This is a genomic window from Streptomyces sp. NPDC001549, from assembly GCF_042894025.1.
GTDB classification, from domain to species: domain Bacteria; phylum Actinomycetota; class Actinomycetes; order Streptomycetales; family Streptomycetaceae; genus Streptomyces; species Streptomyces kutzneri.
Genome location: NZ_JBIAVJ010000002.1, coordinates 410799 through 433883, shown reverse-complemented (window position 1 = coordinate 433883; position 23085 = coordinate 410799). Strand labels below are relative to the sequence as shown.

At 72.0% G+C, this 23085-nt stretch carries 21 protein-coding genes and 1 tRNA gene; 13 read left to right on the top strand and 9 right to left on the bottom strand.

The features are described 5' to 3' along the window. Window positions 1–184 (top strand): hypothetical protein (locus ACFY04_RS04935; RefSeq protein WP_389114224.1); only part of this gene is annotated, 184 nt, incomplete at its 5' end. A 205-nt stretch (window positions 185–389) separates the two neighbouring features. Here the strand turns inward: ACFY04_RS04935 and ACFY04_RS04930 are convergent. Further along, a tRNA-Cys gene (locus ACFY04_RS04930) sits at window positions 390–461 on the bottom strand. 180 nt (window positions 462–641) lie between these two features. Between ACFY04_RS04930 and ACFY04_RS04925 the strand changes: the two genes are divergently transcribed. The 4 genes from ACFY04_RS04925 to ACFY04_RS04910 all read left to right on the top strand — a co-directional run bounded on the left by ACFY04_RS04925 (window position 642) and on the right by ACFY04_RS04910 (window position 4743). Then, a complete protein-coding gene (locus tag ACFY04_RS04925) occupies window positions 642–2141 on the top strand; it encodes an MFS transporter (RefSeq protein WP_389114223.1) in 1500 nt (499 codons plus the stop codon). A 70-nt stretch (window positions 2142–2211) separates the two neighbouring features. Continuing rightward, window positions 2212–2412 (top strand): hypothetical protein, encoded by a 201-nt coding sequence (locus ACFY04_RS04920; RefSeq protein ID WP_389114222.1) that lies wholly within the window; start codon window positions 2212–2214, stop codon window positions 2410–2412. Further along, a complete protein-coding gene (locus ACFY04_RS04915; RefSeq protein WP_389114221.1) occupies window positions 2409–2822 on the top strand; it encodes a type II toxin-antitoxin system death-on-curing family toxin in 414 nt (137 codons plus the stop codon). Before ACFY04_RS04920 ends, ACFY04_RS04915 begins: the two co-directional genes overlap by 4 nt. Before the next feature lie 136 nt (window positions 2823–2958). Beyond that, complete coding sequence (locus tag ACFY04_RS04910) at window positions 2959–4743, top strand: DEAD/DEAH box helicase (protein WP_052874215.1); 1785 nt, start codon at window positions 2959–2961, stop codon at window positions 4741–4743. Between the two features lie 58 nt (window positions 4744–4801). Here the strand turns inward: ACFY04_RS04910 and ACFY04_RS04905 are convergent, their stop codons facing one another. Then, entirely contained in the window at window positions 4802–6214 is a 1413-nt protein-coding gene (locus ACFY04_RS04905) for a hypothetical protein (RefSeq protein WP_389114220.1), read from the bottom strand. A gap of 373 nt (window positions 6215–6587) precedes the next feature. Between ACFY04_RS04905 and ACFY04_RS04900 the strand changes: the two genes are divergently transcribed. After that, the gene (locus ACFY04_RS04900) at window positions 6588–7229 is read left to right on the top strand and encodes an IclR family transcriptional regulator (protein ID WP_007264382.1); all 642 of its coding nucleotides are present in this window, start codon (window positions 6588–6590) and stop codon (window positions 7227–7229) included. A gap of 193 nt (window positions 7230–7422) precedes the next feature. Continuing rightward, window positions 7423–8220 carry a S16 family serine protease gene (locus ACFY04_RS04895; protein ID WP_389114219.1) on the top strand — a complete coding sequence of 266 codons (798 nt, stop codon included), beginning with the start codon at window positions 7423–7425 and terminating at the stop codon, window positions 8218–8220. Here ACFY04_RS04895 and ACFY04_RS04890 read toward each other — a convergent pair. The 3 genes from ACFY04_RS04890 to ACFY04_RS04880 form a co-directional block, all read right to left on the bottom strand. Further along, window positions 8150–9490, bottom strand: coding sequence for an MFS transporter (locus ACFY04_RS04890; protein WP_389114218.1), 1341 nt, complete (start codon window positions 9488–9490; stop codon window positions 8150–8152). The genes ACFY04_RS04895 and ACFY04_RS04890 overlap by 71 nt on opposite strands. A gap of 499 nt (window positions 9491–9989) precedes the next feature. Further along, complete coding sequence (locus ACFY04_RS04885; protein ID WP_389114217.1) at window positions 9990–10589, bottom strand: ArsR/SmtB family transcription factor; 600 nt, start codon at window positions 10587–10589, stop codon at window positions 9990–9992. Window positions 10590–10653: 64 nt separating this feature from the next. Then, entirely contained in the window at window positions 10654–11133 is a 480-nt protein-coding gene (locus ACFY04_RS04880; RefSeq protein ID WP_301370775.1) for an Lrp/AsnC family transcriptional regulator, read from the bottom strand. A 141-nt stretch (window positions 11134–11274) separates the two neighbouring features. Here ACFY04_RS04880 and hppD point away from each other — a divergent pair, with 141 nt between their 5' ends. Further along, window positions 11275–12420 (top strand): 4-hydroxyphenylpyruvate dioxygenase, encoded by a 1146-nt coding sequence (hppD, locus tag ACFY04_RS04875; RefSeq protein WP_389114216.1) that lies wholly within the window; start codon window positions 11275–11277, stop codon window positions 12418–12420. Between the two features lie 117 nt (window positions 12421–12537). Here hppD and ACFY04_RS04870 read toward each other — a convergent pair whose 3' ends face one another. Then, window positions 12538–14043, bottom strand: a complete 1506-nt coding sequence (locus ACFY04_RS04870; protein WP_389114215.1) for a tetratricopeptide repeat protein — start codon at window positions 14041–14043, stop codon at window positions 12538–12540. Window positions 14044–14139: 96 nt separating this feature from the next. Between ACFY04_RS04870 and ACFY04_RS04865 the strand changes: the two genes are divergently transcribed. Continuing rightward, the gene (locus ACFY04_RS04865) at window positions 14140–15522 is read left to right on the top strand and encodes an FAD-binding oxidoreductase (RefSeq protein WP_109782458.1); all 1383 of its coding nucleotides are present in this window, start codon (window positions 14140–14142) and stop codon (window positions 15520–15522) included. A 68-nt stretch (window positions 15523–15590) separates the two neighbouring features. Here the strand turns inward: ACFY04_RS04865 and ACFY04_RS04860 are convergent, their stop codons facing one another. Further along, window positions 15591–16070, bottom strand: a complete 480-nt coding sequence (locus tag ACFY04_RS04860) for an SsgA family sporulation/cell division regulator (protein WP_389114214.1) — start codon at window positions 16068–16070, stop codon at window positions 15591–15593. Window positions 16071–16328: 258 nt separating this feature from the next. On the opposite strand from ACFY04_RS04860, the gene ACFY04_RS04855 reads away from it, so the two are divergent. Together ACFY04_RS04855 and ACFY04_RS04850 are read left to right on the top strand one after the other, a co-directional pair. Then, complete coding sequence (locus tag ACFY04_RS04855) at window positions 16329–17924, top strand: RDD family protein (protein WP_389114213.1); 1596 nt, start codon at window positions 16329–16331, stop codon at window positions 17922–17924. A gap of 99 nt (window positions 17925–18023) precedes the next feature. Then, on the top strand, window positions 18024–18761 hold the full coding sequence (locus ACFY04_RS04850; RefSeq protein ID WP_389114212.1) for an RDD family protein: 738 nt from the start codon (window positions 18024–18026) through the stop codon (window positions 18759–18761). Window positions 18762–18838: 77 nt separating this feature from the next. Here the strand turns inward: ACFY04_RS04850 and ACFY04_RS04845 are convergent, their stop codons facing one another. Beyond that, window positions 18839–19144, bottom strand: a complete 306-nt coding sequence (locus ACFY04_RS04845; protein WP_389114211.1) for a hypothetical protein — start codon at window positions 19142–19144, stop codon at window positions 18839–18841. 472 nt (window positions 19145–19616) lie between these two features. Here ACFY04_RS04845 and ACFY04_RS04840 point away from each other — a divergent pair, with 472 nt between their 5' ends. Together ACFY04_RS04840 and ACFY04_RS04835 are read left to right on the top strand one after the other, a co-directional pair. Next, the gene (locus ACFY04_RS04840; RefSeq protein WP_389114288.1) at window positions 19617–21971 is read left to right on the top strand and encodes an immune inhibitor A domain-containing protein; all 2355 of its coding nucleotides are present in this window, start codon (window positions 19617–19619) and stop codon (window positions 21969–21971) included. Between the two features lie 112 nt (window positions 21972–22083). Next, window positions 22084–22389, top strand: a complete 306-nt coding sequence (locus tag ACFY04_RS04835; RefSeq protein ID WP_389114287.1) for a hypothetical protein — start codon at window positions 22084–22086, stop codon at window positions 22387–22389. Here ACFY04_RS04835 and ACFY04_RS04830 read toward each other — a convergent pair. Further along, window positions 22386–22991, bottom strand: a complete 606-nt coding sequence (locus ACFY04_RS04830) for an isochorismatase family protein (RefSeq protein WP_389114210.1) — start codon at window positions 22989–22991, stop codon at window positions 22386–22388. The two genes, ACFY04_RS04835 and ACFY04_RS04830, sit on opposite strands and share 4 nt — an antisense overlap. Window positions 22992–23085 lie beyond the last annotated feature (94 nt).

Genomic DNA, 23085 nt, shown 5'->3' with positions numbered 1-23085 from the left:
CTTGGACGAAGGAAAGCTCAACTCGGGCTGGACCGCCGTCACCGCAGTGGGGCGAGAGCTGCTGTTCTACAACTCCGACAACGGCATCATCGCAACCGGTCGGCTCGACACCAACGGACACTTCGGCGGCCTGGACGAAGGAACACTCGACCCTGGCTGGGCGATCGTCGTATCCGTCACCTGAACGTCCACTCCGTACCTCCATTACCGTCGATGACCGTGGGGCGCCGGAGGGAGTCCGTGCCCCCGGAGCCGCCCCGCCGGCAGGATGCCGTCGCATGTGCGGTCGGCGCCTGCGTGGCAACTGAGACGGGCACTGAGACGGACGAGCAGAAGGGCAGCACCCCTCAGGGGTGCCGCCCTTCTGTTTTGCCCGCTCAAGGCGCTAGAAGCCGTGACCGGATTCGAACCGGCGTAACCCGCTTTGCAGGCGAGTCCCTCAACCACTCGGGCACACGGCTGTGTGGTGGTGACGTGCATGACGCTACGGGGGTCCGCGGGGCCGGGGAAGGGGTGCGCGGCCCGTGCAATGCGACTGCCATGCCGCGTTCACAGTCCGGCGGACCTAGGTCTCCGGGACGAGAGCGGGATCCGTCGAATTGACAGGGTCACTCCGGGGCTACGCACCTTACTCTGGGGCGATGAGCGCCCTTGAACCCCGCGTGCCCCAGAGAATCGCACCGATCCCGCCCCCGCCCCGGGGCGGGATTCTCGGGTCCGCGTACCGGACGCTCAGCATCGGGATCATCTCCGTCGTCTTCCTCATCGCCTTCGAGGCCACCGCCGTCGGCACGGCCATGCCCGTCGCCGCCCGTGAGCTGGAGGGGATCGGGCTCTACGCCTTCGCCTTCTCCGCCTACTTCACCACCAGCCTCTTCGGCATGGTCCTGGCCGGCCAGTGGGCCGACCGGCAGGGGCCGCTGCGGCCGCTGACCGTCGGGATCGCCGCCTTCGCCTCCGGGCTCGTGATCTCCGGGACCGCCGGGGTCATGTGGGTGTTCGTCCTCGGCCGGGCCGTGCAGGGCTTCGGTGGCGGGCTGGTCATCGTCGCCCTGTACGTCGTCGTCAGCCGGGCCTACGAGGAGCGGCTGCGGCCCGCGATCATGGCGGCGTTCGCCGCGAGCTGGGTGGTCCCTTCGATCGTCGGGCCGCTGGCCTCCGGGACGGTCACCGAGCACCTCGGATGGCGGTGGGTGTTCCTCGGGATACCGGCCCTCGTCGTCGTGCCGCTGGTGGTGGCCCTGCCGGCGATACGGCGGACGGCGTCCGGGCCCGTCGACCCCGACGCCCCGCCCGTGGCCTTCGACCGGCGGCGGATCCGGCTGGCCTTCGGCATCTCGGTGGGGGCGGGGCTGCTCCAGTACGCCGCCCAGGACCTGCGGTGGCTGTCGCTGGCGCCGGGCATCGCCGGCGCCGCCCTGCTCGTGCCCGCCGTGCTGGGGCTGCTGCCGCGCGGGACCTACCTGGCGCGGCGCGGGCTGCCGTCCGTGGTGCTGCTGCGCGGGGTCGCCGCCGGGTCGTTCATCGCGGCGGAGAGCTTCGTACCGCTGATGCTGGTCACCCAGCGGGGGCTGAGCCCGACGATGGCCGGGTTCTCGCTCGCGCTGGGCGGGGTGACCTGGGCGGCGGGCTCATGGGTGCAGTCCCGGGGCCGGGTGGCGCCGTACCGGGAACGGCTGATGGTGGGCGGGATGGTGCTGGTGGCGCTGGCCATCGCCGCGGCGCCCGCCGTGCTGATCGAGTCCGTGCCGGTGTGGACGCTGGCGCTGGCCTGGGCGGTCGGCTGCCTGGGCATGGGCCTGGTGATCGGCTCCACGAGCGTGCTGCTGCTCCAGCTGTCGGCGCCGGAGGAGGCGGGAACCAACTCCGCCTCGCTGCAGATCTCGGACGCGCTGGCGAACGTGGTGCTGCTGGCCGGCGGGGGCGCCGCGTTCGCCGCGCTGGGCGGTGGCGCGGTGGGGGCCGCGCACACCGTGACCGCCGGGACGTCGGCCTCGCACCCGGCTGCCTTCGCCGTGGTGTTCCTGCCGATGGCCTGCGTGGCGCTGGTGGGGGCCTGGGTGGCGACCCGGCTGGATCCCGCCAAGGTCCCCGCCAAGGTCCCCGCCAAAGATCCCGCCAAAGATCCAGCCAAGGAGTGACCGCCCGGGCCTGCCAGGCGCCGGAGAATCCGGCTGCGCCACGACCGGCTGCCGCACTACCGTTCCGCCCATGAACGAGCTGATCATCAGACTCTCCGACGCCGAGCGCGCGGAGTGCGCCGACCTCGCCGACGCGACGGGCCGGTCGCCCGAGGAGCTCGCGCTGGACGCCGTACGGGCGCTGCTGCGGGCCGAGCGCGGCCGGGTCGGGGCCGAGGCGCTGCGGCTCGCGCTGCGGCACGCGCCCCTGCTGAAGCGGCTCGGCGAATGAGCGCCCCCACGGCCCCGGTGCGCCACCTCACGCTCGCCGAGGTCCTCGACCTGGCCCGGCACGCCTGCCTGGCCCAGGACCAGCCCGTCGAACTGCGCGCCCCCGGGCTGCTGGAGTCGGCCGTGCACCGGCCCCGCGCCCGCATGTTCGGGACCCCCGCGCACGAGGACCCGTACGAGCAGGCCGCCGCGCTGCTCCACGGCATCGCGGCCAACCACCCCCTGGTCGACGGGAACAAGCGCACCGCCTGGCTCGCCGCGGCGACCTTCCTCGCCGTGAACGGGGCCGACCCGGGCGACGTGGACCAGGAGGCCGCGTACGCGCTGGTCATCGATGTGGCCGCCGGGCACGAGAGCGACGTCGCGCGGATCGCCGCGCGGCTGCGGACGCTGCTCGCCCCGCCGATGTGACGCTCGCCGCACCCGCCGAGGTCACGGGCCTGTCCCTCCGCGAGGGGCGGGCCCGGGCCGGTAGGGTGGCCCGGTTGTCCTACGTACGACTGCCTGCCACCCGTACCAGATACGCCGAGAGCACGAACCGGAGACCGTGACTACTACCGCCTCCCACCATCTCTCACCCGCCTTCCCCGGCCGTGCCCCCTGGGGTACCGCCAACAAGCTGCGTGCCTGGCAGCAGGGGGCGCTCGACCGCTACATCCAGAACCAGCCGCGGGACTTCCTCGCGGTCGCCACGCCCGGCGCCGGCAAGACCACCTTCGCGCTCACCCTCGCCTCCTGGCTGCTGCACCACCACGTCGTGCAGCAGGTGACCGTCGTCGCGCCGACCGAGCACCTGAAGAAGCAGTGGGCGGAGGCGGCGGCCCGGATAGGCATCCGGCTCGACCCCGAGTACTCCGCCGGACCGCTCAGCAAGGACTACCACGGGGTCGCGGTCACCTACGCCGGTGTCGGCGTGCGGCCGATGCTGCACCGCAACCGCTGCGAGCAGCGCAAGACCCTCGTCATCCTCGACGAGATCCACCACGCCGGTGACTCGAAGTCCTGGGGTGAGGCCTGCCTGGAGGCCTTCGACCCGGCGACCCGGCGCCTGGCCCTGACCGGAACGCCCTTCCGGTCCGACACGAACCCGATCCCCTTCGTCACGTACGAGGAGGGCAACGACGGGATCCGCCGGTCCTCCGCCGACTACACCTACGGCTACGGCAACGCGCTCGGCGACGGCGTCGTCCGGCCGGTCATCTTCCTCTCCTACAGCGGCAACATGCGCTGGCGGACCAAGGCCGGCGACGAGATCGCCGCCCGGCTCGGCGAGCCGATGACCAAGGACGCCATCTCCCAGGCCTGGCGCACGGCGCTGGACCCGCGCGGCGACTGGATGCCGAACGTGCTGCGGGCCGCCGACCAGCGGCTGACGGAGGTCAGGAAGGGCATCCCGGACGCCGGCGGCCTCGTCATCGCCTCCGACCAGGACTCGGCGCGCGCCTACGCCAAGCTGCTGCGGGAGATCACCGGCAGCAAGGCGACCGTGGTGCTCTCCGACGACACCGGCGCGTCGAAGCGGATCGACGAGTTCAGTGAGGACGGCAGCCGCTGGATGGTGGCGGTCCGGATGGTGTCCGAAGGCGTCGACGTACCGCGCCTCGCGGTGGGCGTCTACGCCACCACCATTTCGACGCCGCTGTTCTTCGCGCAGGCCGTCGGCCGGTTCGTGCGTTCGCGCAGGCGCGGCGAGACGGCTTCCGTGTTCCTGCCGACCATTCCCTATCTCCTCGGCTTCGCCAACGAGATGGAGGTCGAGCGCGACCACGTCCTCGACAAGCCGAAGAAGCAGGGCGAGGAGGATCCGTACGCCGAGTCCGAGAAGGAGATGGACGAGGCGAACAAGCAGGAGGACGAGGACACCGGCGAGGACGAGCAGATGTCCTTCGAGGCGCTGGAGTCCGACGCGGTCTTCGACCGGGTCCTCTACGACGGCGCCGAATTCGGTATGCAGGCGCACCCGGGCAGCGAGGAGGAGCAGGACTACCTCGGCATCCCCGGGCTGCTGGAGCCGGACCAGGTGCAGATGCTGCTGCAGAAGCGGCAGTCGCGGCAGATCGCGCACAGCCGGCGCAAGCCGGACGCGGAGGCGGACCTGCTGGAGCTGCCGGCGGACCGGCGGCCCGTGGTCTCGCACAAGGAGCTGCTGGAGCTGCGCAAGTCGCTGAACACGATGGTGGGCGCCTACGTCCACCAGAGCGGGAAGCCGCACGGGGTGATCCACACGGAGCTGCGCCGGGTGTGCGGCGGGCCGCCGAGCGCGGAGGCGACCGCGGGGCAGCTGCGCGAGCGGATCAAGAAGGTGCAGGAGTGGGCCACCCGTATGCGGTGAGTTCCCACGAAGTGGGGGACGGGGTCCGTGCGGAGGTTCGCACGGACCCCGTCCGCCGTTACGCGGTCGGGCGGCGCCGGCGGCCGGTGCCGGCGACCAGGGCCGCGCCCATGGCGAGCGCCACGCCGGCGCCGCCGAGGGCCCAGCTGGTGGCCGCGTCGGAGCCGGTCTCGGCCAGCTGCCCACCGGTGGTGGGCGCCGTGCCGGTGCCGTTTCCGGTGCCCGTCCCCGTGCCGGTCCCGGTCCCGGTCCCGTTTCCGTTTCCGTTTCCGTCGACGATCGGCTTGGCGCCGCCGTCCGGCGTGGGCTGGTTGCCGGTGCTCGTCGCCGGGTTGATCGAGGTGTAGGCGAAGGCCACGTCGGAGGTGATGTGGTCCACGCCGTGGTCGTCAGCGAGCACGACGGCGAAGATCTTGCCGACCGGGGCGTCCTTGCTGAACTTGGCCCGCAGCTGGATGTCGAACTTCGCGTCCTTGCCGACGGCGCGGTCGATGACCGTGCCGGCGAGCTGACCGGACGGATCCTTCTCGGCGGGGACCCAGCGCTCGCCGTCAAAGATCTCCAGGTCGAGGTGCTTCGCCTGGATGCTGTTGACGGCGTTGTCGAAGATGAGCGTGAAGCCGTACTCGTCGATCTTCTTCTTGCCGGAGTTGTCGACGCTCAGGGAGAACGGCTGCCAAGCGCCGCCGGCCGTGAAGCCGCCCTTGGGCAGGCCCTGCACCGAGACCTTCGGGCCGTTGTTCTCCTCCTGCCCGTGACCGGTGACCTTGGACTCGTACCGGACGCGGTCCCCGGTGCCGCCCTCGGCGGTCGTGGACAGGGAGAAGCGGGAGGGCGGGGTGTCCTTGCCGAACTTCATCCGAAGCCTGAGGTCGAAGACCTCGTTCTTCTCGACATCGACGTCGGCCAGGCTGAAGGAGTACACCTCCTCGGATCCGTCCGCCTCGACCGCGTGCCAGCCCCAGGTGCCCTTGGAGTCGGGCGCGTAGATCTCCGTCCGGATGTCGCCCGCCTCCCAGCCGAAGGTGTCGAGCGTCCAGAGGACCAGTTCGAGCGAGTGGTCGTCGACCGCCGGGCGGCCCGAGTTGTCCACGTGCAGGGAGAACTCGCTCCAGCCGGCGCCCGCCGCGAAGCTGGTGGGGAGCCCGTCCAGGGTCAGCTTCGGACCCGCGGCGGCGGCCTGCTCCTCGGCCTTCTTCTCCCCCTTGGCGGCCTCGGCCGGCTGCTGCTGCTTCGGCTGCTGCCGGGTCTCCGGAGCCTGCGGCTGCTGGACGGACCCGGGCTTCTGCGCCTCGGGCGCCGAGGTCTCCGCGGTCTCCCCGGTCGCCGGTGCCGCGTCGTCCTTCGGGGCCGCGTCCGGGGTCGTGACCGCCGGGCTGCTGACCTCGTCGGCCATCGCGGGGGTGGCCATCAGGACCGTCGGGCCCACCACCGCGGCGGCGGCCACCATGGCAATGCGCTTGAGCTTCATATGTGGTGCTTCCCCCTCGTGGACTCCAGGTGCGCGTGGGCGCATCCCCCCTGGAGGCGATCACAGTCGTTTTGAACATGCTCAGAGTAATGGGGTGGTAAAGGCGCCCTGTGGCAATCGAGGTCACGAATTGACACCGAGCTCGATCAGGAAACGGCATAAACAGGTAGCACGCGCCCGGATTCTGGACGAGCCCTTCCGCTGAGCGGACCTGCTCGCTACTGTCCCCGCATCAAACGCACCGTGGCAGCGCCGCCGCGGGAGCGCAGCCGGTGCTATGGCCGCTACCGGCGGCCTCTCCGTGCGTCGCCGCGGGACCGGCGACGTGCCACCCCGAGAGTCACCGCCGCTCACCGAAAGAGGGAGAGGCGTCGTGACCGCGGAAACCTCCCAGACTCTCGACAGAGGGCTCAGAGTCCTCAAACTGCTCGCCGACACCGACCACGGTCTGACCGTCACCGAGCTCTCCAACCGCCTCGGTGTGAACCGCACCGTGGTCTACCGGCTCCTCGCCACCCTCGAACAGCACGCCCTGGTCCGCCGTGACCTCGGCGGCCGGGCCCGGGTCGGCCTCGGAGTGCTGCGGCTGGGCCGGCAGGTCCACCCGCTCGTACGCGAGGCCGCCCTGCCCGCGCTGCGGTCCCTCGCCGAGGACATAGGTGCCACCGCGCACCTGACCCTCGTCGACGGCACCGAAGCGCTCGCCGTCGCCGTCGTGGAGCCGACCTGGACGGACTACCACGTGGCCTACCGGGCCGGCTTCCGCCACCCGCTGGACCGCGGGGCCGCCGGGCGGGCCATCCTGGCGGCCCGTCAGGGCTCCCTGATCGAGCCGGGGTACACGCTGACCCACGGGGAGCTGGAAGCGGGCGCCAGTGGCGCCGCCGCGCCGCTTGTGGGCATCACCGGGCTGGAAGGCAGCGTCGGCGTCGTCATGCTGGCGGACGCGGTGCCGGAGCGGGTCGGGCCGCGGGTGGTCGACGCGGCGCGCGAGGTGGCCGACGCCCTTCGCTAGGCCGCGGGCTCGGCGGGTGCCCGTCGGTGCCCGCCGCTTTGCCGGGTGCGGCGCCGTTGCGGGGGCACTGCCCCCGGACCCCCGCGCCTCAAACGCCGGCGGGGCTGGATGTGCCCGGCGGGGCTGGGGTTGCCCGGCGGGGCTGGGGCGGGGGTGGCCCGGTGGGGTGGGAGGGGGCGGATAGATTGGGCGGGTGCTCTCACGCCTCACACGTCTGCCGCGTCCCGCCGCCCTGGCCGTCTGCGCCGTGCCCGTGCTCGGGCTCTTCGCCGCCGCGGCCTTCGCGCCGCTGCCCTTCGTGGTCGCCATTCCCGGGCTCACGGCCGACGTTCTGGGCTCCGACCAGGGCAAGCCGGTCATCACCGTGACCGGTGCCCCGGTCCGGGACACCAAGGGCGAGCTGCGGATGACCACCATCCGGGCCACCGGCCCGTCCTCGACGATGAAACTGCACGAGCTCATCGGCCACTGGTTCAAGACCGATCAGGCGGTCATGCCCAGGGAGGCCGTCTACTCCACCGGCGGAAGCGACGAGGAGATCGAGAAGCACAACCTGGAGGAGATGTCCAAGTCGCAGTCGGCCGCCACCGACGCGGCCCTCGGCTTCCTCCACAAGGACCCCAAGGACGTGAAGGTCGAGCTCAACCTCGCCGATGTCGGCGGCCCGAGCGCCGGGCTCCTCTTCTCCCTCGGCATCGTCGACAAGCTCGACGGCGACGGCAGCGGCGGCGATCTCACCGGCGGTCGCAGCATCGCGGGTACGGGCACCATCACCGCCGAGGGCGCGGTCGGCGCGGTCGGCGGGGTGGCCCTGAAGACCCAGGCCGCGCGGCGCGACGGAGCGAGCGTGTTCCTCGTACCGAAGGCCGAGTGCGCGGACGCCCTGTCGGAACTCCCCGAGGGGCTGCGGCTGGTCCCCGTCACCTCGCTGACGGATGCGGTGAACTCTCTTCGCGCGCTGAACCGGGGAGAGCCGGCTCCGTCCTGCTGACGGCAGGTGCCAGGTCCAGTCCGCGCCAGGCCGGGAAGACCATCGGGGCGAGCGTCGTCAGCAGGTACGTGCCGCCGAACAGCAGCAGCGCGGTGGTGACCCCGAACCCGTCGACCAGCAGGCCCGCGGCGAGTCCGCCCATCGGCATGGTCAGCTCGCAGCCCGCCGTGGCCACGCCCGAGACGCGGCTGCGCAGCGCCTCCGGCACCTGCTCGTACATGACCGTGGTCAGGATCGGGTTGAGCATGCCCGCGCCCAGGCCGGCCAGGGCCATCGTCACCGCGAGCGGCAGGGTCGTGTCGGTGAGGGCGGCCACCACGTACCGGGTCGCCCCGGAGAGCAGGAAGGCCGCCGTGAACACCGCGCGGCGCGGGAAGCGCTCGCCCCACATCCCGTAGAGCAGGGCGCCCAGCAGGGCGAAGCCGCCGAAGAGGGAGATCATCAGGCCGATCGCGGTGGCGCCGCCGAGGGCCTCCCGGCCGTGCACCGGCAGCAGGACCGAGGACCAGCCCTGGTCCAGCCCGTTGGTCATCATGACCATCACCGTGACGCCCAGCAGCAGCCGGGTACGGGTCATGAAGGCCCAGCCCTCGGCGAGTTCGGCACGGTACGCCTTGAGGGACACCTTCCCGGCGGTGCGCTGCGGCTCGGCGGCCGGCACCCCGCGCAGGAAGACGGCGACCAGCAGCGCCGACGCCCCGAAGGTCGCCGCGTCCAGCAGCAGTACGGTCTCGGCGCCGAACACCGCGATGAGCAGGCCGGCCACCGCGGCCCCGATCATCCGGGCGCCGCGCGAGACCGCGTCGTAGAGGCCGGCGGCGCGGGTGATGGTGGTGCCGGCGTGCTCGGCGAGATTCGGCAGGAGCACGGCGCGGGCGGTCAGGCCCGGGGTGTGCACCAGGCCGCCGACGGCCATCAGTGCGCACAGCATCCAGAACTCCAGCACGCCCGTGTGGTGCAGCAGCGGGATCGCGCCGACCGACAGACCGCTGATCAGGTCGGAGGCGACGGAGACCCGGCGTCGGCCGATCCGGTCGATGACCGGTCCGCCGACGAGGGCGGCCACGATGACGGGCAGGGTGGCGCAGAAGGCGACGACCCCGGCCCGGCTGGCGCTGCCCGTGGTGTGCAGCACGAAGAACGGGACACCGATGAGGGTGAGTGAACTCCCGGATATGGAGATGGTGTTGGCGGCCAGTACGCCGACTAGGGGGCGCTTGTCCGTACGGCGCTCCGCGCGGGTCGGCTCGTCGTTCAGTAAGGCGTGCACGGTGGACTCCTCGGATGGGGTGTTCGGGCTCTGCCCGGACCCGCGCCTCAAGCGCCGGCGGGGCTGAAGATGCGGGTCCGTGCCTCGGTGGGTGGCGGGTTTGTCGGCAAGGTGTCGGGGCGGGGTGCCGTGGCGGGGTGTCTCCTCGGCTCGGCGCGTGCGGGCTTGTCTCGGCTGTGCGCGGTGGTTGCGCGCTCGTCCTGCGGGGACACCCCGCCCCGTCCCCCCGCCCCTCGGGCCGTCGCTGTCGGAGCCCAACCGTGGGGCGGGGACACGCAGGAGGGTCCCCGCAGGACGAGGCGCGACCGCGGCCGTCTGGCCGTGACAAGCCCGCGCGCGCCGAGCCGAGGAGACCCTCGTGCGGGGCACCGACCCACACCACCAAGCCCCGCCGGCGATTGAGGCGCGGGTCCGGGCAGCGCCCGGCGTGGATCCGGACCCGCCGTACACCGCCGAGCCGCCCGCAGGGCAGCCCGCAGGGCAACCCGCAGGGGCACCGCTAGCTGAGCGCTTCGCGCGGGAAGGCGTGCGTGTGGAAGCGGACCGCCTTCGTGTCCTGCGAGGCCGGCAGGTCGCGATAGCTGTTGATCAGGTCGTGCATCTTGTGGATCAGTTCGTGGCTCTGCGCGGGGGTCAGGTGCAGGGTGAAGTCGCTCATGTCCGCGCCGCGCCGCCACTCCGTGGGCCAGTTGTGGGCGTTGCCGAGCCAGGTGCTCAGCTCCTGCGTGTGGATCGTCGCGATCTCGTGCAGGAAGAGGTCCGCCGCACCGCGCACGGCCGGGTCCTCGTCGAGCGTCAGCGTCTCGTCGAACGCCGTGCCGTCGTACACGGCCCGCCACCAGCGTTCGCGGCCCTTGCCGTACTCGGGCGCGTCCTCGACGAACCCGTGCGCCGCGAGCTGGCGCAGGTGGTAGCTGGTGGCGCCGCTCGACTCCCCCAGCCGGTCGGCCAGTTGGGAGGCGGTCGCGGGGCCGTCGTGGCGCAGCGCGCCCAGCAGGCGGATGCGCAGCGGGTGGGCGAGGCCGCGCAGCGAACGGGCGTCGAGCGTACGGACGTTGGGCTCTGCGGGCCCTGCGGGTTCTACCGGCTTTTCGGGCATGACTCGACGATAGAGTTGCAAAGGGTTCTCTGCAAGGGTTTCTTTGCAACGTCTCCTTTGGATGTCAGGTCCGGGTGTCGTCCTCCGCAGCCTGCTCCACCAGCGGGATGATCCGCAGCGGTACGGGGTTCTCCATCACGATCGCCGTCGAGGCCCGCACGATCCCCTCGAAGCCGACGACGCGGTCGATCACCCGCTGGAGGTCGGCATTGGACCGGGCCACCAGCCGGCACAGCATGTCCCCGTGCCCGGTGGTGGTGTGCAGCTCCAGCACCTCCGGCACCCCGTTCAGGTGCGCCCGTACGTCGGCCCCCTGCCCCTGCTTGATCTCCAGCGTCGCGAACGCGGTCACCGGATATCCCAGAGCCGTCGGGTCGACCTGCGGGCCGAACCCGCGGATGACCCCGTTCGACTGGAGCCGGTCCAGGCGTGCCTGCACGGTCCCGCGGGCCACGCCGAGCCGCCGCGAGGCCTCCAGGACCCCGATCCGCGGCTCGCGGGCGAGCAGGACGATGAGCCGGCCGTCGAGTTCGTCGATGCCCATGGATGCCTCCGGATGCCCACGCGTGCTCGCGGGTGGTCATAGTGCACAGATGTTTCACACAGCCTGCGGTCATCCTGGGCAGTTTGTATAGCCAAACAGGAAACTATTGCGCAGCTTGTGGATCGGCGGGACTCTCGGCTCATGACTGAGACCCTCGACACCACCCCGCACACCGCGCGTGAGGCCGACCCCTTCCCGGTGAAGGGCATGGACGCGGTCGTCTTCGCCGTCGGCAACGCCAAGCAGGCCGCGCACTACTACTCGACCGCCTTCGGCATGAAGCTCGTGGCCTACTCCGGACCGGAGACCGGCTCCCGCGAGACGGCCAGCTACGTCCTGACCAACGGCTCCGCACGCTTCGTGCTGACCTCGGTCATCAAGGCGACGACCGACCACGGCCGCTTCCTCGCCGAGCACGTCACCGAGCACGGCGACGGCGTGATCGACCTCGCCATCGAGGTCCCCGACGTCCGTGCGGCGTACGCGTACGCCGTCGAGCAGGGCGCCCGCGGGCTGGACGAGCCGTACGAGGTCAAGGACGAGAACGGCACGGTCGTGCTGGCCGCGATCGCGACCTACGGCCAGACCCGCCACACGCTGGTCGAGCGCGGCGACTACACCGGCCCGTACCTGCCGGGCTACGAGGCCGTCGGCCCGATGGTCGAGCCCCCGGCCAAGCGCACCTTCCAGGCCATCGACCACTGCGTCGGCAACGTCGAGCTCGGCCGGATGAACGAGTGGGTCGCGTTCTACAACAAGGTCATGGGCTTCACGAACATGAAGGAGTTCGTGGGCGACGACATCGCGACCGAGTACTCGGCGCTGATGTCCAAGGTGGTCGCGGACGGCACCAAGAAGGTCAAGTTCCCGATCAACGAGCCGGCGATCGCGAAGAAGAAGTCGCAGATCGACGAGTACCTGGAGTTCTACAACGGCCCCGGTGTCCAGCACATCGCACTGGCCTCCAACGACATCGTCTCGACGGTCCGCACGATGCGTGCCGCGGGCGTGCAGTTCCTGTCCGTCCCGGACACGTACTACGACACCCTCGGCGAGTGGGTCGGCGACACCCGCGTGCCGATCGACGAGCTGCGCGAGCTGAAGATCCTGGCCGACCGCGACGAGGACGGCTACCTGCTGCAGATCTTCACCAAGCCGGTGCAGGACCGCCCGACGGTCTTCTTCGAGATCATCGAGCGCCACGGCTCGATGGGCTTCGGCAAGGGCAACTTCAAGGCCCTGTTCGAGGCGATCGAGCGCGAGCAGGACAAGCGCGGCAACCTCTAGCCGCCCCCGGCCCGGCCCGAGGGGGGCCTCGGCGCCGCACCCGTTCCCGGGTGCGGCGCCGCCGTGTTTTCCGCAGGCTCCGCTGCGGGCAGCTCCCGGGGAGCCCGCGCAGCGGATTCAGCGCCCCGACGGGGACGGTTCCGGCTTCGCCGACGGCGTCGGCTTCGGCTTCGCCGCCTTCGGGAGTTCCGGCTCCACCCACGGAGCGGTCGGCCGGATGTTCTCCGGACCCCCCGGCGGCGACTGCGCGATCGACGCCAGGGCCTCCCTCGCCACCGGCCCGCGCAGCGGCGAGAAGTGCGGGTTCGTCCGCATCGCCTCCTGGAAGTGGCGGCGGGCCGCCTCCTCGTCACCGAGGCCGCGTTCGATCATCGCCCGGTGGAAGGCGAAGTCGGCACTGCGCAGCCCCGGTTCCGTGGCCTTCTTCGCGTACTCCAGCGCCGTCGCGTCCTCGCCGGTCTGGTGCATCGCCCACCCCAGCGCGTCCGCGACCTGCACGCTCTTGTGCCGCGACCACTCCTCCGACAGGCGCCGTACGGCCGCCTGCGCATCGCCGTGGTCCGCCTCGTACAGGCCGAGGAGCACCGCGTCGTCGACCCCGTTCCTGCTGTCCCGGGCCACCATCGTCGTCAGCGCCTCGTACTGGGTGCGCGCCTCCGGCCCCCGCCCCAGCGAGTCCAGCAGTTCACCGAGCTCCCGCGCCAGCTGCGGCACCGCCGACCGGCCCAGCGCCAGCCGGTAGTCCCGTACCGCCTCCCCGCCGCGCCCCAGAGCGGCCAGCGCGCGGGCCCGGCCACCGAGAGCCTCCGCCTGCGCCGGATCCGTCCGCAGCGCGCCCTCGTACTGCCGCAGCGCCTCGGACGCGTCGCCCCGCTCCCAGGACAGCTCCCCGAGACGGAACAGCGCGTACGCCTTCTCCGCCGGGGCCTTCGCCGCGCCCGCCGCGTGCTCCATCGCCACCACCGCGTCCTCGCGCCAGCCGCGGTCCCGGTAGACCTGCGAGGCCCTGACATACGCGGCCAGGCCCGGCCGGATGTCCAGCAGCAGCTCCATCGCCTTCTGCGCGCCCTTGTAGTCGCCGAGCCCGGTGTACGCGTCCACCAGCACCGGGTACGCCGTCCACCGCTTGGGCGCCTGCGCCCGTACGAGCTCGCCCCACTTGCGGGCCGTCCCGAAGTCCCGCCGGGCATTGGCCAGCGCGCCCATGCCCGTCATCGCGTCGAAGTTGCCCTTCTCGGCCGGGCGCACCTCCAGCGAGCGTTTCAGGGCCTTCTCCGCCTTCGGGAACCAGCCGGAATCGGCCGTCCGCCGCGCCTGTTCGAGGTACGCGGAACCGAGCACGGCCCACGAGGCGTCGTCGTCCGGATGCGCCGCGAGCCACTTCTCCCGGTCCGCCACCAGCGCCGTCAGGTCCACCACCGCGGCGGGCGCGCCCATGCCCACCGCCGACGCGGCACGCTCGCCCGGCTCCGGCGGACGGGCGTCGTCACCGGTCCTGGCAGGCCGGATCAGCAGGGCCCCGGCGATCAGGACCACGGCGACCGCGGCCGCCACGAGCGACTTGCGGCCGGTGAAGGTCACGGGCGGCGCCGGCGTCTGCGATTCCTCGTCGATACGGTCCATGGGGTCACTGTGCGTCAATATGAAGAGCTCGCCGAGGTGTCCGAAGGGGAGCGCGGTCGTGTTCACACCGATGGCCCCGGCTGCCACGCTGGTCCCATGGATGACGATCTCTTCGCACGTCTGCGGGCCGGCCTGCTCGAAGGGCTCCCCGCCGAGGCCCTGCTCACCGATCCCCAGGTGACCACCTCCTACGCCACCGACATGGCCAGCTTCTGCGCCGCCGGCACGCCGGCCGCCGTCGTCCTGCCCCGGACCGTGGAACAGGTCCAGCACGTCCTGCGCACCGCCACGGCCCTGCGGATCCCCGTGGTCCCGCAGGGCGCCCGGACGGGCCTGTCGGGCGGCGCCAACGCCTCCGACGGCTGCATCGTGCTCTCGCTCGTCAAGATGGACCGGATCCTGGAGATCAGCGCCGTCGACCGGATCGCCGTGGTCGAGCCGGGCGTGGTCAACGCCGTGCTCTCACGGGCCGTCGCCGAACAGGGCCTGTACTACCCGCCCGACCCCTCCAGCTGGGAGCAGTGCACCATCGGCGGCAACATCGGCACCGCCTCGGGCGGCCTGTGCTGCGTCAAGTACGGGGTCACCGCCGAGTACGTGCTGGGCCTCGACGTGGTCCTGGCCGACGGGCGGCTGCTGCGCACGGGCCGGCGTACCGCCAAGGGCGTGGCGGGCTACGACCTCACCCGGCTCTTCGTGGGCTCCGAGGGCAGCCTGGGCGTGGTCGTCCAGGCCGTCCTCGCCCTGCGGCCGGCGCCGCCCCGGCAGCTGGCGCTGGCCGCCGAGTTCCCCTCCGTCGCGGCCGCCTGCGAGGCCGTCTGCGCCGTCATGGAGGCGGGCCTGACCCCCTCGCTGCTGGAGCTGATGGACCGGACGACCGTCCGGGCCGTCAACGCCCTCGGGAAGATGGGCCTGCCCGAGGCCACGGAGGCCCTGCTGCTGGCCGCCTTCGACACCCCCCACGCTCCCGAGGACCTCGCGGCCGTGGGGGAGCTGTGCACGGCCGCCGGAGCCACCGCCGTCGTCCCCGCCGAGGACCAGGCGGAGTCCGAACTGCTGCTCCAGGCCCGCCGGATGTCCTTCCCCGCGCTGGAGGCGCTGCGGCCGGCGACGATGATCGACGACGTGTGCGTACCGCGCTCGCGGCTCGGCGAGATGCTGGACGGGACGGCCGCCATCGCCCGCGCCCAGGACCTGCTCATCGGGGTCTGCGCGCACGCCGGGGACGGCAACACCCACCCGATCGTCTGCTTCGACCCCGCCGACGAGGACGAGACGCGGCGGGCCCGCGAGTCCTTCGGCGAGATCATGGCGCTCGGCCTCTCCCTGGGCGGGACCATCACCGGCGAGCACGGGGTCGGTGTGCTGAAGAAGGAGTGGCTGGCCCGCGAACTCGGCCCGGTGGGTCTGGAGATGCAGCGGGCCGTCAAGCAGGCCTTCGACCCGCTCGGGCTGCTCAATCCCGGCAAGCTCTTCTGACACCTCCCGCCGGGTGCGGCCGGGGTGGCCGGGCCTGCCGGGGCCGGCGGGCGTGCGGTCGCCCGGCATCACAGGTCCCCGTCCGCCGACTCGTCCGACGGCCACGGGTCGCGCAGCCACAGGTCGTCGGCCGGGGTCGGGGCGAGCAGCTCGGCCAGCGCGTCGTCCAGTCCGAGGCGCTCGGTCTCGGTGCCGGGCGGAACGACGCGCAGCGTGCGCTCCAGCCAGGCCGACACGGAGCCCGCCGGGGCCTCCAGGAGGGCGTCGCCGTCGGGGGAGGTGAGCGCCATGCAGAGCACGGCCTTGTTGTCGACCTTCGTGGGCCAGATCCGGACGTCGCCGTGGCCGCAGGGGCGGAACACCCCCTCGACGAGCAGCTCGCGGGCGAACGTCCAGTTGACGGGGGTGTTCGAGCCGGTGTGGAAGGTGATGTGGACGGCGTACGGGTCGTGCGTGAGGTAGATGAGCCGGGCGGGGACGGGGACGCTGCGCTCGGGGGACAGGACCAGCTTCAGTTCCAGCTCGCGCTCGACGACGGGGTGGTGCATGACGGGCCTCGCTTCGGTTCGGTGTGCGGGGCCGGACGGGGCCCCACACCCGGAGAGAGCGGCAGTGTGCCCGGGTATGACGCGACTTCGGGCAGCGAACCGGAGATTGGCCGAATTCTTTCGGCTGACCGAAAACCGTCGTGCAGGGTGACGTTCGCTCGTTTGCTTGGATTCTCCCGTTACCGGACCTGCCGGGGGGCGGTTCTTGGCTATGGTCCTCCCTTGCACAAGCCTCAAGCCACGATCGGAGTTGGGGACATGACGGCCTCCCCTGGTGACGGCGAGCACGCGGCCCGCGAGGGCTACTACCCGGATCCGTCCATCCCGGGGTACATCCGCTACTGGAACGGAACGGCCTGGGTGCCGGGTACGAGCCGCCCTGCCCCGCAGTCGGCACCTGCCCCGCAGGCCGCGCCCGTCGCCGTGCCCGCCCCCGTCGCCGTACCCCTCGCGCCCGCCGTCCGCGGCGGGCACGCCCTGCGCGCGGACGAGACGGGGCCGGTGTTCCTCGACGAGACCTCCGTGACCGAGGCGCTGCCGGAGCCCGCCCCCGCCCCTGTCGCCGAGGCGTTCGCCGAGCCCGTGGTGTGGCAGGCCGATCCCGTGCACCAGGCCGGTTTCGGCGGGCCCCGCGACCACCGGGTGTCGTGGGGCAGCACGCCGGATCCGGAACCGGCCGCGCAGTCTGCTCCGCAGCCCGAACCGGAACCCGAACCGGAACCAGAACCGGAACCGTCCCCGCGGTCGGCGGGCATCTCCCTGGCCCGTACGGCGGCCGCCGCGGCGGCCCCGGCGAGACTCCCCGAGCAGGCTTCCGCCGGGATCCTGTCGGTGCGGTCCCCGGCCGCCCAGACCCAGACCCCAGCCCCGGCCCCGGCTCCGGCCCAGACCCCGGCCCAGACCCCGGCCCCGGCCCCGGCCCCGGCCCCGGCCCAGACCCCGGCCCAGGCCCAGACCCCGACTCCGGCCCCGGAGTGGCCCGACGCCCCCGGGGCCAGCGGGTCCGGTGGGTCCGGGCTCACCTCCTCCTGGCCCGAGGCGGTCGCCGCCGCGCCCGCTCCCGCTCCCACCCCGGCTCCGGCCCCCGTACCGGCCCGGCCGCGCCCCGCCGCGCCCGCCGCCCCGGCCGCCGACCGGCCCGAGGTGTGGGCGCCGCGCCCCGCCGGAGTCCGCCCGCGGATCGCGGCGCGGCCCGAGGCGCCCGCTCCGGCGGAGCCCCAGCCCCAGCCCCAGGCCCAGTCGCCCGCCCCGCCGCAGCCGCAGCCCCAGAGACGGGAACCGCGCGGGCCCGAGGAGGCCCGACCGGGCGGCTCCGGCTCCGGCTCCGGCTCCCGCCCCGCGGGGGCCCGTACGCACCGGGAGGTGTTCGAGCGGATGGCCGAGCGGGCCGTGCGCCCCGCCGGACTGCCGCGCCGGGCCGTGGCCCGCGCCCTGGACTCCCTCGCTTACGCCGCCGTCGCGGTGGCCGTGGCCCGGCCCCTCCTCCCCGAGGCCACCGCCCACGTCGAGGCCAAGGTGGACGCCGCCCGGGCGAGCGGCCGCACCACCACCGTCTGGCTCCTCGACGGCACCATCGCCGGCCTCCTGGGCCTGGTCCTCGGCGCCGTCCTCCTCTTCGGGATCCTCTACGAGGTGCTGCCCACCGCCCGTTGGGGCCGCACCCCGGGCAAGAAGCTGCTGGGCGTCCGGGTCCTGGCCACCGCCACCCTGCGCCCGCCCGCCTTCGGCGCGGCCCTGCGCCGCTGGCTGGTGTACGCCTTCCTCGGTCTCCCGGGCAGCCTCTGGTGCCTCGTGGACCGCCCGCGCCGCCAGGCCTGGCACGACAAGGCGGCCAGGACGTACGTGGCCCGCTGAGCGTGCCCGGACGGCCCGGGCCCGCGTCCGGCCCCGCCCCTCCCCCCGAATGGACGCGGTCCCGTTGCGAGGGTGTCGGAGCCGGGTTCGACTCGGGCCATGAGTACCGACCAGCCGCCGGGCCAGCCGCCCGAGGACGACCCGTTCCTCAAGAAGCCCCAGGAACCGACGCCTCCGTCGGGCGGTTCGCCGTACGGCTCGCCGCCCCCCGGCAGCGGTGGTCCGCCGCCCCCGCCCGGAGGCCCGCCCGGAGGCCCGGGCGGCGGGGGATACCCGCCCCCGCCGCCCCCGTACGGAGGCGGCGGAGACCCGTACGGCGGGAGCGGCGGCTACGGCATGCCCGATCCGCTCGCCGGGATGCCCCCGCTCGCCGACTTCGGCAAGCGGCTCCTCGCGCGCATCATCGACGTCGTGATCATCGCCATCCCGCTGGCCCTCATCCAGCTGGCCTTCGGCACGAACCGCTACCAGTACGACACCGACCAGGGCGAGGACATCAGCGAGGTCTTCAGCAGCGCCTACACCGGCAGCGGCCTGATCATGACCCTGATCTCGATCGTCGCGTACGTCGGCTACGACTGGTGGTTCACCAAGAAGAACGGTCAGACGGTCGGCAAGAAGGCGATGCGCCTGCGGGTCGCGATGCTCAACGACGGCAGCGTGCCGAACTCCAACGCCTCCCTGTCGCGCGCCGCCGTGCTCTGGCTGCCGACCCTGATCTGCTGCGCCTGCCTGTGGCCGATCGCGCTGGTCGTCTCGATCCTGGTCGACAAGCCGTACAAGCAGGGCCTGCACGACAAGGTCGCCAAGACCGTGGTGGTCCAGGCCACCGGCTAGACGCCGGACATGACGCATCGCAACGCGGGCGGCCGTCCCTTCGGGGAGGCCGCCCGCGCCGCGTCGGGCGTCAATTGTCAGTGATGTACCGGGTGTTCGGCCGGAGCCGTCCGGGGCTCGGGCGCCCGGGCGGCCCCTGTCGCGCCCTCCTGGACCGCGGAGGCCCCGGCGGCCGCGGAGGACCCCGAACGCGCCGCATGGCGGCCACGGCGCCGCGGGATGGGCACGGTGAGCGCGACGAGCAGACCCAGGGCGAGCGCGGCGGCGGAGATGACCGCGACGCCGAGCCCGGTGCTCGTCTGCGAGAGCAGCAGCATGGCGATCGTCGACACGACGACCGTGGCGGACCCGTACGCGAGCTGTGCGGCAGTCGGACGCGGCATGGCGATATCCGTCCTCGGTGAGGGGAGGGGGAGTCGGCTCAACCAGTTCGCGCGTCAAGTGACTCTCAACGGGAGATGCCCAGTCGGACCGCCGGTAAGCGTGACCTAACACACGGTGCTGGAGCACAGGGGGCGCACGGGATCATTTTCCGGGCGACGGCAGGGGGGAGAAAGGGGGACGGGACGGACCTCCGGCGGGGTCGGGAAGTGTCCTTCGCCCCGTATGGCAGGGGATCGTCCGAATAGCGGAACTCCCTGACCGCATAGTGCAGTTGTAAGGGTCAAGTCAAGGTCTGTCTTTTCTCGCTTCCCTCCGGTCAAATGTCGTCACTTGAGACGCGCGCCGCGCGGAACCCCCCGCTCCTATGGAGAAGTTCCGACCAACGTTGCGGCCGCGGGAGGGGAACGACATCAAGTGACCAGCAATTCCGCCAGACGGCGTGCGATACGCGCTGCCGCCGTCACCGTGACCATGGCCGCTTGTGCGACAAGCGCCACCTTCTTCACCGTCACCGCGGCTCAGGCCGAGGGCAAGGCTCCGGCCGCCCCGGCGGCCGACCGGCAGGACCCGACCGCGCCTGCCAAGGTCGTCGAGCACGACCTCAAGGGCCCGTTCAGCGACCAGCAGGCCAAGCAGCGCGCTGCCGCCCTGGACCAGGTCCTGACCGGCAAGAAGGGCGTCGAGCAGCGAGGCGCCTCCAAGGTCGTCAAGCTCGACGACAAGAAGTACGTCGAGCTCGGCCGCGAGAAGACCGACAAGATCTTCACGATCCTCGTCGAGTTCGGCGACCAGGTCGACAGCACGACCATGTTCGACCCGGACGGCCCGGGCCCCAAGCCCGAGGCCCCCAAGTACGGCGGTACCCCCGGTCCGCTGCACAACACGATCGCCCAGCCGGACCGCGCCAAGGACAACAGCACCGCCTGGCGCAAGGACTTCAGCCGTGAGTACTTCCAGGACCTGTACTTCGCCACGGGTCAGGGCAAGGACTCGCTGAAGACCTACTACGAGAAGACCTCCTCGGGCCGTTACTCGGTCGAGGGCGAGGTCGCCGACTGGGTCAAGGTCCCGTACAACGAGGGCCGTTACGGCTCCAACTACTGCGGCCAGACCAACTGCTCCAACGTGTGGGACACCGTCAAGGACGGCGTCACCGCATGGTCGGAGGCCCAGAAGAAGGCCGGCAAGACCGACGCGCAGATCAAGGCGCAGCTGTCCCAGTACGACCAGTGGGACCGCTACGACTTCGACAACGACGGCAACTTCAACGAGCCCGACGGCTACATCGACCACTTCCAGATCGTCCACGCGGGCGAGGACGAGTCGGCCGGTGGCGGCGTGCAGGGCACGACCGCGCTGTGGGCGCACCGCTGGTACGCCTACGGCACCGCGGCGGGCAAGACCGGCCCGGACAACAACAAGGCCGGCGGCACCCAGATCGGCAGCACCGGCATCTGGGTCGGCGACTACACGATGCAGCCCGAGAACGGCGGCCTCGGCGTCTTCGCGCACGAGTACGGCCACGACCTGGGCCTGCCCGACCTCTACGACACCACCGGTGGCGGCGAGAACAGCGTCGGCTTCTGGTCCCTCATGTCGGCCGGTTCCTGGCTCGGCAAGGGCCAGGACTCCATCGGCGACCTCCCGGGCGACATGACCGCCTGGGACAAGCTCCAGCTGGGCTGGCTGAACTACGACACGGCCAAGGCCGCGACGAAGTCCACCCACAAGCTGGGCGTGGCGGAGTTCAACACCAAGGACAAGCAGGCGCTCGTCGTCGAGCTGCCGAAGAAGCAGGTCAAGACCGAGGTCGTCAAGCCGGCCGAGGGCTCCACCCAGTGGTGGAGCAACATGGGTGACGACCTCAAGAACACCCTGACCCGCTCGGTCGACCTGACGGGCAAGAAGTCCGCCGCCCTGTCCCTCAAGGGCTGGTGGGACATCGAGGCCGACTACGACTACCTCTACACCGAGGTGTCCACGGACGGCGGCGCCACCTGGACCGCCCTCGCCGGCACCGCCGACGGCACGGCCCTCCCGGTCGACGCCTCCGGCAGCCCGTCGCTCACCGGTGTCTCGGGTGCCTGGAAGAACCTGAACTTCCCGCTCGACGCCTACGCGGGCAAGAAGGTCGACCTCCGCTTCCGCTACCAGACGGACGGCGGCGCGGGCGGCAAGGGCTTCACGGCCGATGCCGTCTCCCTGACCGCGGACGGGTCCGCGCTGTTCACCGACGGCGCCGAGAACGGCGACAACGGCTGGACCGGCAAGGGCTTCTCGCGCATCGGCGCCGACTTCTCCAAGGAGTACGCGCAGCGCTACATCGCCGAGAACCGCCGCTACGTCTCGTACGACTCCACCCTCAAGGTGGGCCCGTACAACTTCGGCTTCGGCAACACCAAGCCGGACTGGGTCGAGCACTACCCGTACCAGGACGGTCTGCTCATCTGGCAGTGGGACACCAGCCAGAAGGACAACAACACCAGCGTCCACCCCGGCCAGGGTCTGATCCTGCCGGTCGACGCCAACGCCAAGCCCATGAAGTGGGCGGACGGCACCCTGCTGCGCAACAAGATCCAGCCGTACGACGCCACCTTCAGCGCGTACTCGACGGATGCGTTCACGCTGCACAAGAACGGCGAGTCGCTGTTCCTGAAGCCGAAGCCCGCGAACCTGGTCTTCGACGACCACAAGGGCAAGTACTACTACGACGAGAACCCGACCGGATCGGTGAAGGTCACTGACACCAACACCAAGATCAAGATCCTGAAGGAGACCTACGACGGTGAGGTCATGACCATCGAGGTCGGCCCCTCCTCGAAGTAACTCGTTAAAACCGCAGGTCAAAGCATGATCGGCCGTCGCCCTCTAGCGGGCGGCGGCCGATCGCGTTTAGATGCCCGGTACGAGTTTCTTATTGACGGGGGAGATGACAGCGATGCCAGGCGGCGGTTTCGTGAGATTGCCGGGCGGCAGTGTGGTGGTTGCGCTCACACTGCCGAAGCCGACCGGAGAAGGTGGAAATGTCCGCGTGCTGGTGCACGCCGCGAACCGGGCCCGCGCCCTGACCAGGCTGCGGAACCTCGGCATGCGGGCGGTGTACCTGCGGGGCAACGCGCACCCGCCGACCCCGGACGAGGTCACGGCCGTCCTGCACCATCCGGACGGCCTGCTGTGGCGCGGCGCACCGGACCGGGCCCAGGAGCTCTGGCACCCCATCCGGGCCCTGCTGGGCACCCCCTAGGACGCGTCCTGGCCGGCCTGACCGCCGACCAGGGTCACACCGGCCGAACGGAGCTCGTCCAGGGCCCGTGCGGTCGTGTGCGGGGCCACGGCGGCGGTCAGGTCCAGCAGGACGCGGGCGGCGAAGCCGGCGCGGGAGGCGTCGAGGGCGGTGGCCCTCACGCAGTGGTCGGTGGCGATCCCGACCACGTCCACCTCGGTGACGTGCCGGTCCCGCAGCCACTGGCCGAGCGTCGTCCCGTTCTCGTCGGCGCCCTCGAAACCGCTGTACGCGGCCTCGTACGCGCCCTTGTCGAAGACGGCGGAGACGGCTCCCGAGGCCACGGCGGGGGCGAAGTTCGGGTGGAAGCCCACGCCCTCGGTCCCGGCGACGCAGTGGACCGGCCAGGAGGTCTCGTAGTCCGGCTCGGCCGGCGGGTGTGCGAAGTGCGACCCGGGGTCGACGTGGTGGTCGCGGGTGGCGACGACGTGCCGGTACGCGGGCGTGGCCTGGCCGATGTACTCGGTGACGGCGGCGGCGACATCGGCTCCGCCGGTGACCGCGAGGCTGCCGCCCTCGCAGAAGTCGTTCTGTACGTCGACGACGATCAGTGCGCGGTGCATTTCGCGTGCCCTTCGGCTTGATGGTGTGCTGCGGCGGGCCCTGCGGGGGGCTCTTCCCCCACCCCGCCCCTTCCCGAAACTGGGGCGCTGCCCC

Excerpts from the sequence above, each read along its gene's own strand:
- ACFY04_RS04855 (WP_389114213.1), top strand. The coding sequence starts at position 16,329 with ATGACGGCCTCCCCTGGTGACGGCGAGCACGCGGCCCGCGAGGGCTAC.
- ACFY04_RS04870 (WP_389114215.1), bottom strand. The coding sequence starts at position 14,043 with ATGGACCGTATCGACGAGGAATCGCAGACGCCGGCGCCGCCCGTGACC.
- ACFY04_RS04865 (WP_109782458.1), top strand. The coding sequence starts at position 14,140 with ATGGATGACGATCTCTTCGCACGTCTGCGGGCCGGCCTGCTCGAAGGG.
- ACFY04_RS04860 (WP_389114214.1), bottom strand. The coding sequence starts at position 16,070 with ATGCACCACCCCGTCGTCGAGCGCGAGCTGGAACTGAAGCTGGTCCTG.
- ACFY04_RS04905 (WP_389114220.1), bottom strand. The coding sequence starts at position 6,214 with ATGAAGCTCAAGCGCATTGCCATGGTGGCCGCCGCCGCGGTGGTGGGC.
- ACFY04_RS04920 (WP_389114222.1), top strand. The coding sequence starts at position 2,212 with ATGAACGAGCTGATCATCAGACTCTCCGACGCCGAGCGCGCGGAGTGC.
- ACFY04_RS04925 (WP_389114223.1), top strand. The coding sequence starts at position 642 with ATGAGCGCCCTTGAACCCCGCGTGCCCCAGAGAATCGCACCGATCCCG.
- ACFY04_RS04840 (WP_389114288.1), top strand. The coding sequence starts at position 19,617 with ATGGCCGCTTGTGCGACAAGCGCCACCTTCTTCACCGTCACCGCGGCT.
- ACFY04_RS04880 (WP_301370775.1), bottom strand. The coding sequence starts at position 11,133 with ATGGGCATCGACGAACTCGACGGCCGGCTCATCGTCCTGCTCGCCCGC.
- ACFY04_RS04845 (WP_389114211.1), bottom strand. The coding sequence starts at position 19,144 with ATGCCGCGTCCGACTGCCGCACAGCTCGCGTACGGGTCCGCCACGGTC.
- ACFY04_RS04915 (WP_389114221.1), top strand. The coding sequence starts at position 2,409 with ATGAGCGCCCCCACGGCCCCGGTGCGCCACCTCACGCTCGCCGAGGTC.
- ACFY04_RS04835 (WP_389114287.1), top strand. The coding sequence starts at position 22,084 with ATGCCAGGCGGCGGTTTCGTGAGATTGCCGGGCGGCAGTGTGGTGGTT.
- ACFY04_RS04885 (WP_389114217.1), bottom strand. The coding sequence starts at position 10,589 with ATGCCCGAAAAGCCGGTAGAACCCGCAGGGCCCGCAGAGCCCAACGTC.
- ACFY04_RS04850 (WP_389114212.1), top strand. The coding sequence starts at position 18,024 with ATGAGTACCGACCAGCCGCCGGGCCAGCCGCCCGAGGACGACCCGTTC.
- hppD (WP_389114216.1), top strand. The coding sequence starts at position 11,275 with ATGACTGAGACCCTCGACACCACCCCGCACACCGCGCGTGAGGCCGAC.
- ACFY04_RS04830 (WP_389114210.1), bottom strand. The coding sequence starts at position 22,991 with ATGCACCGCGCACTGATCGTCGTCGACGTACAGAACGACTTCTGCGAG.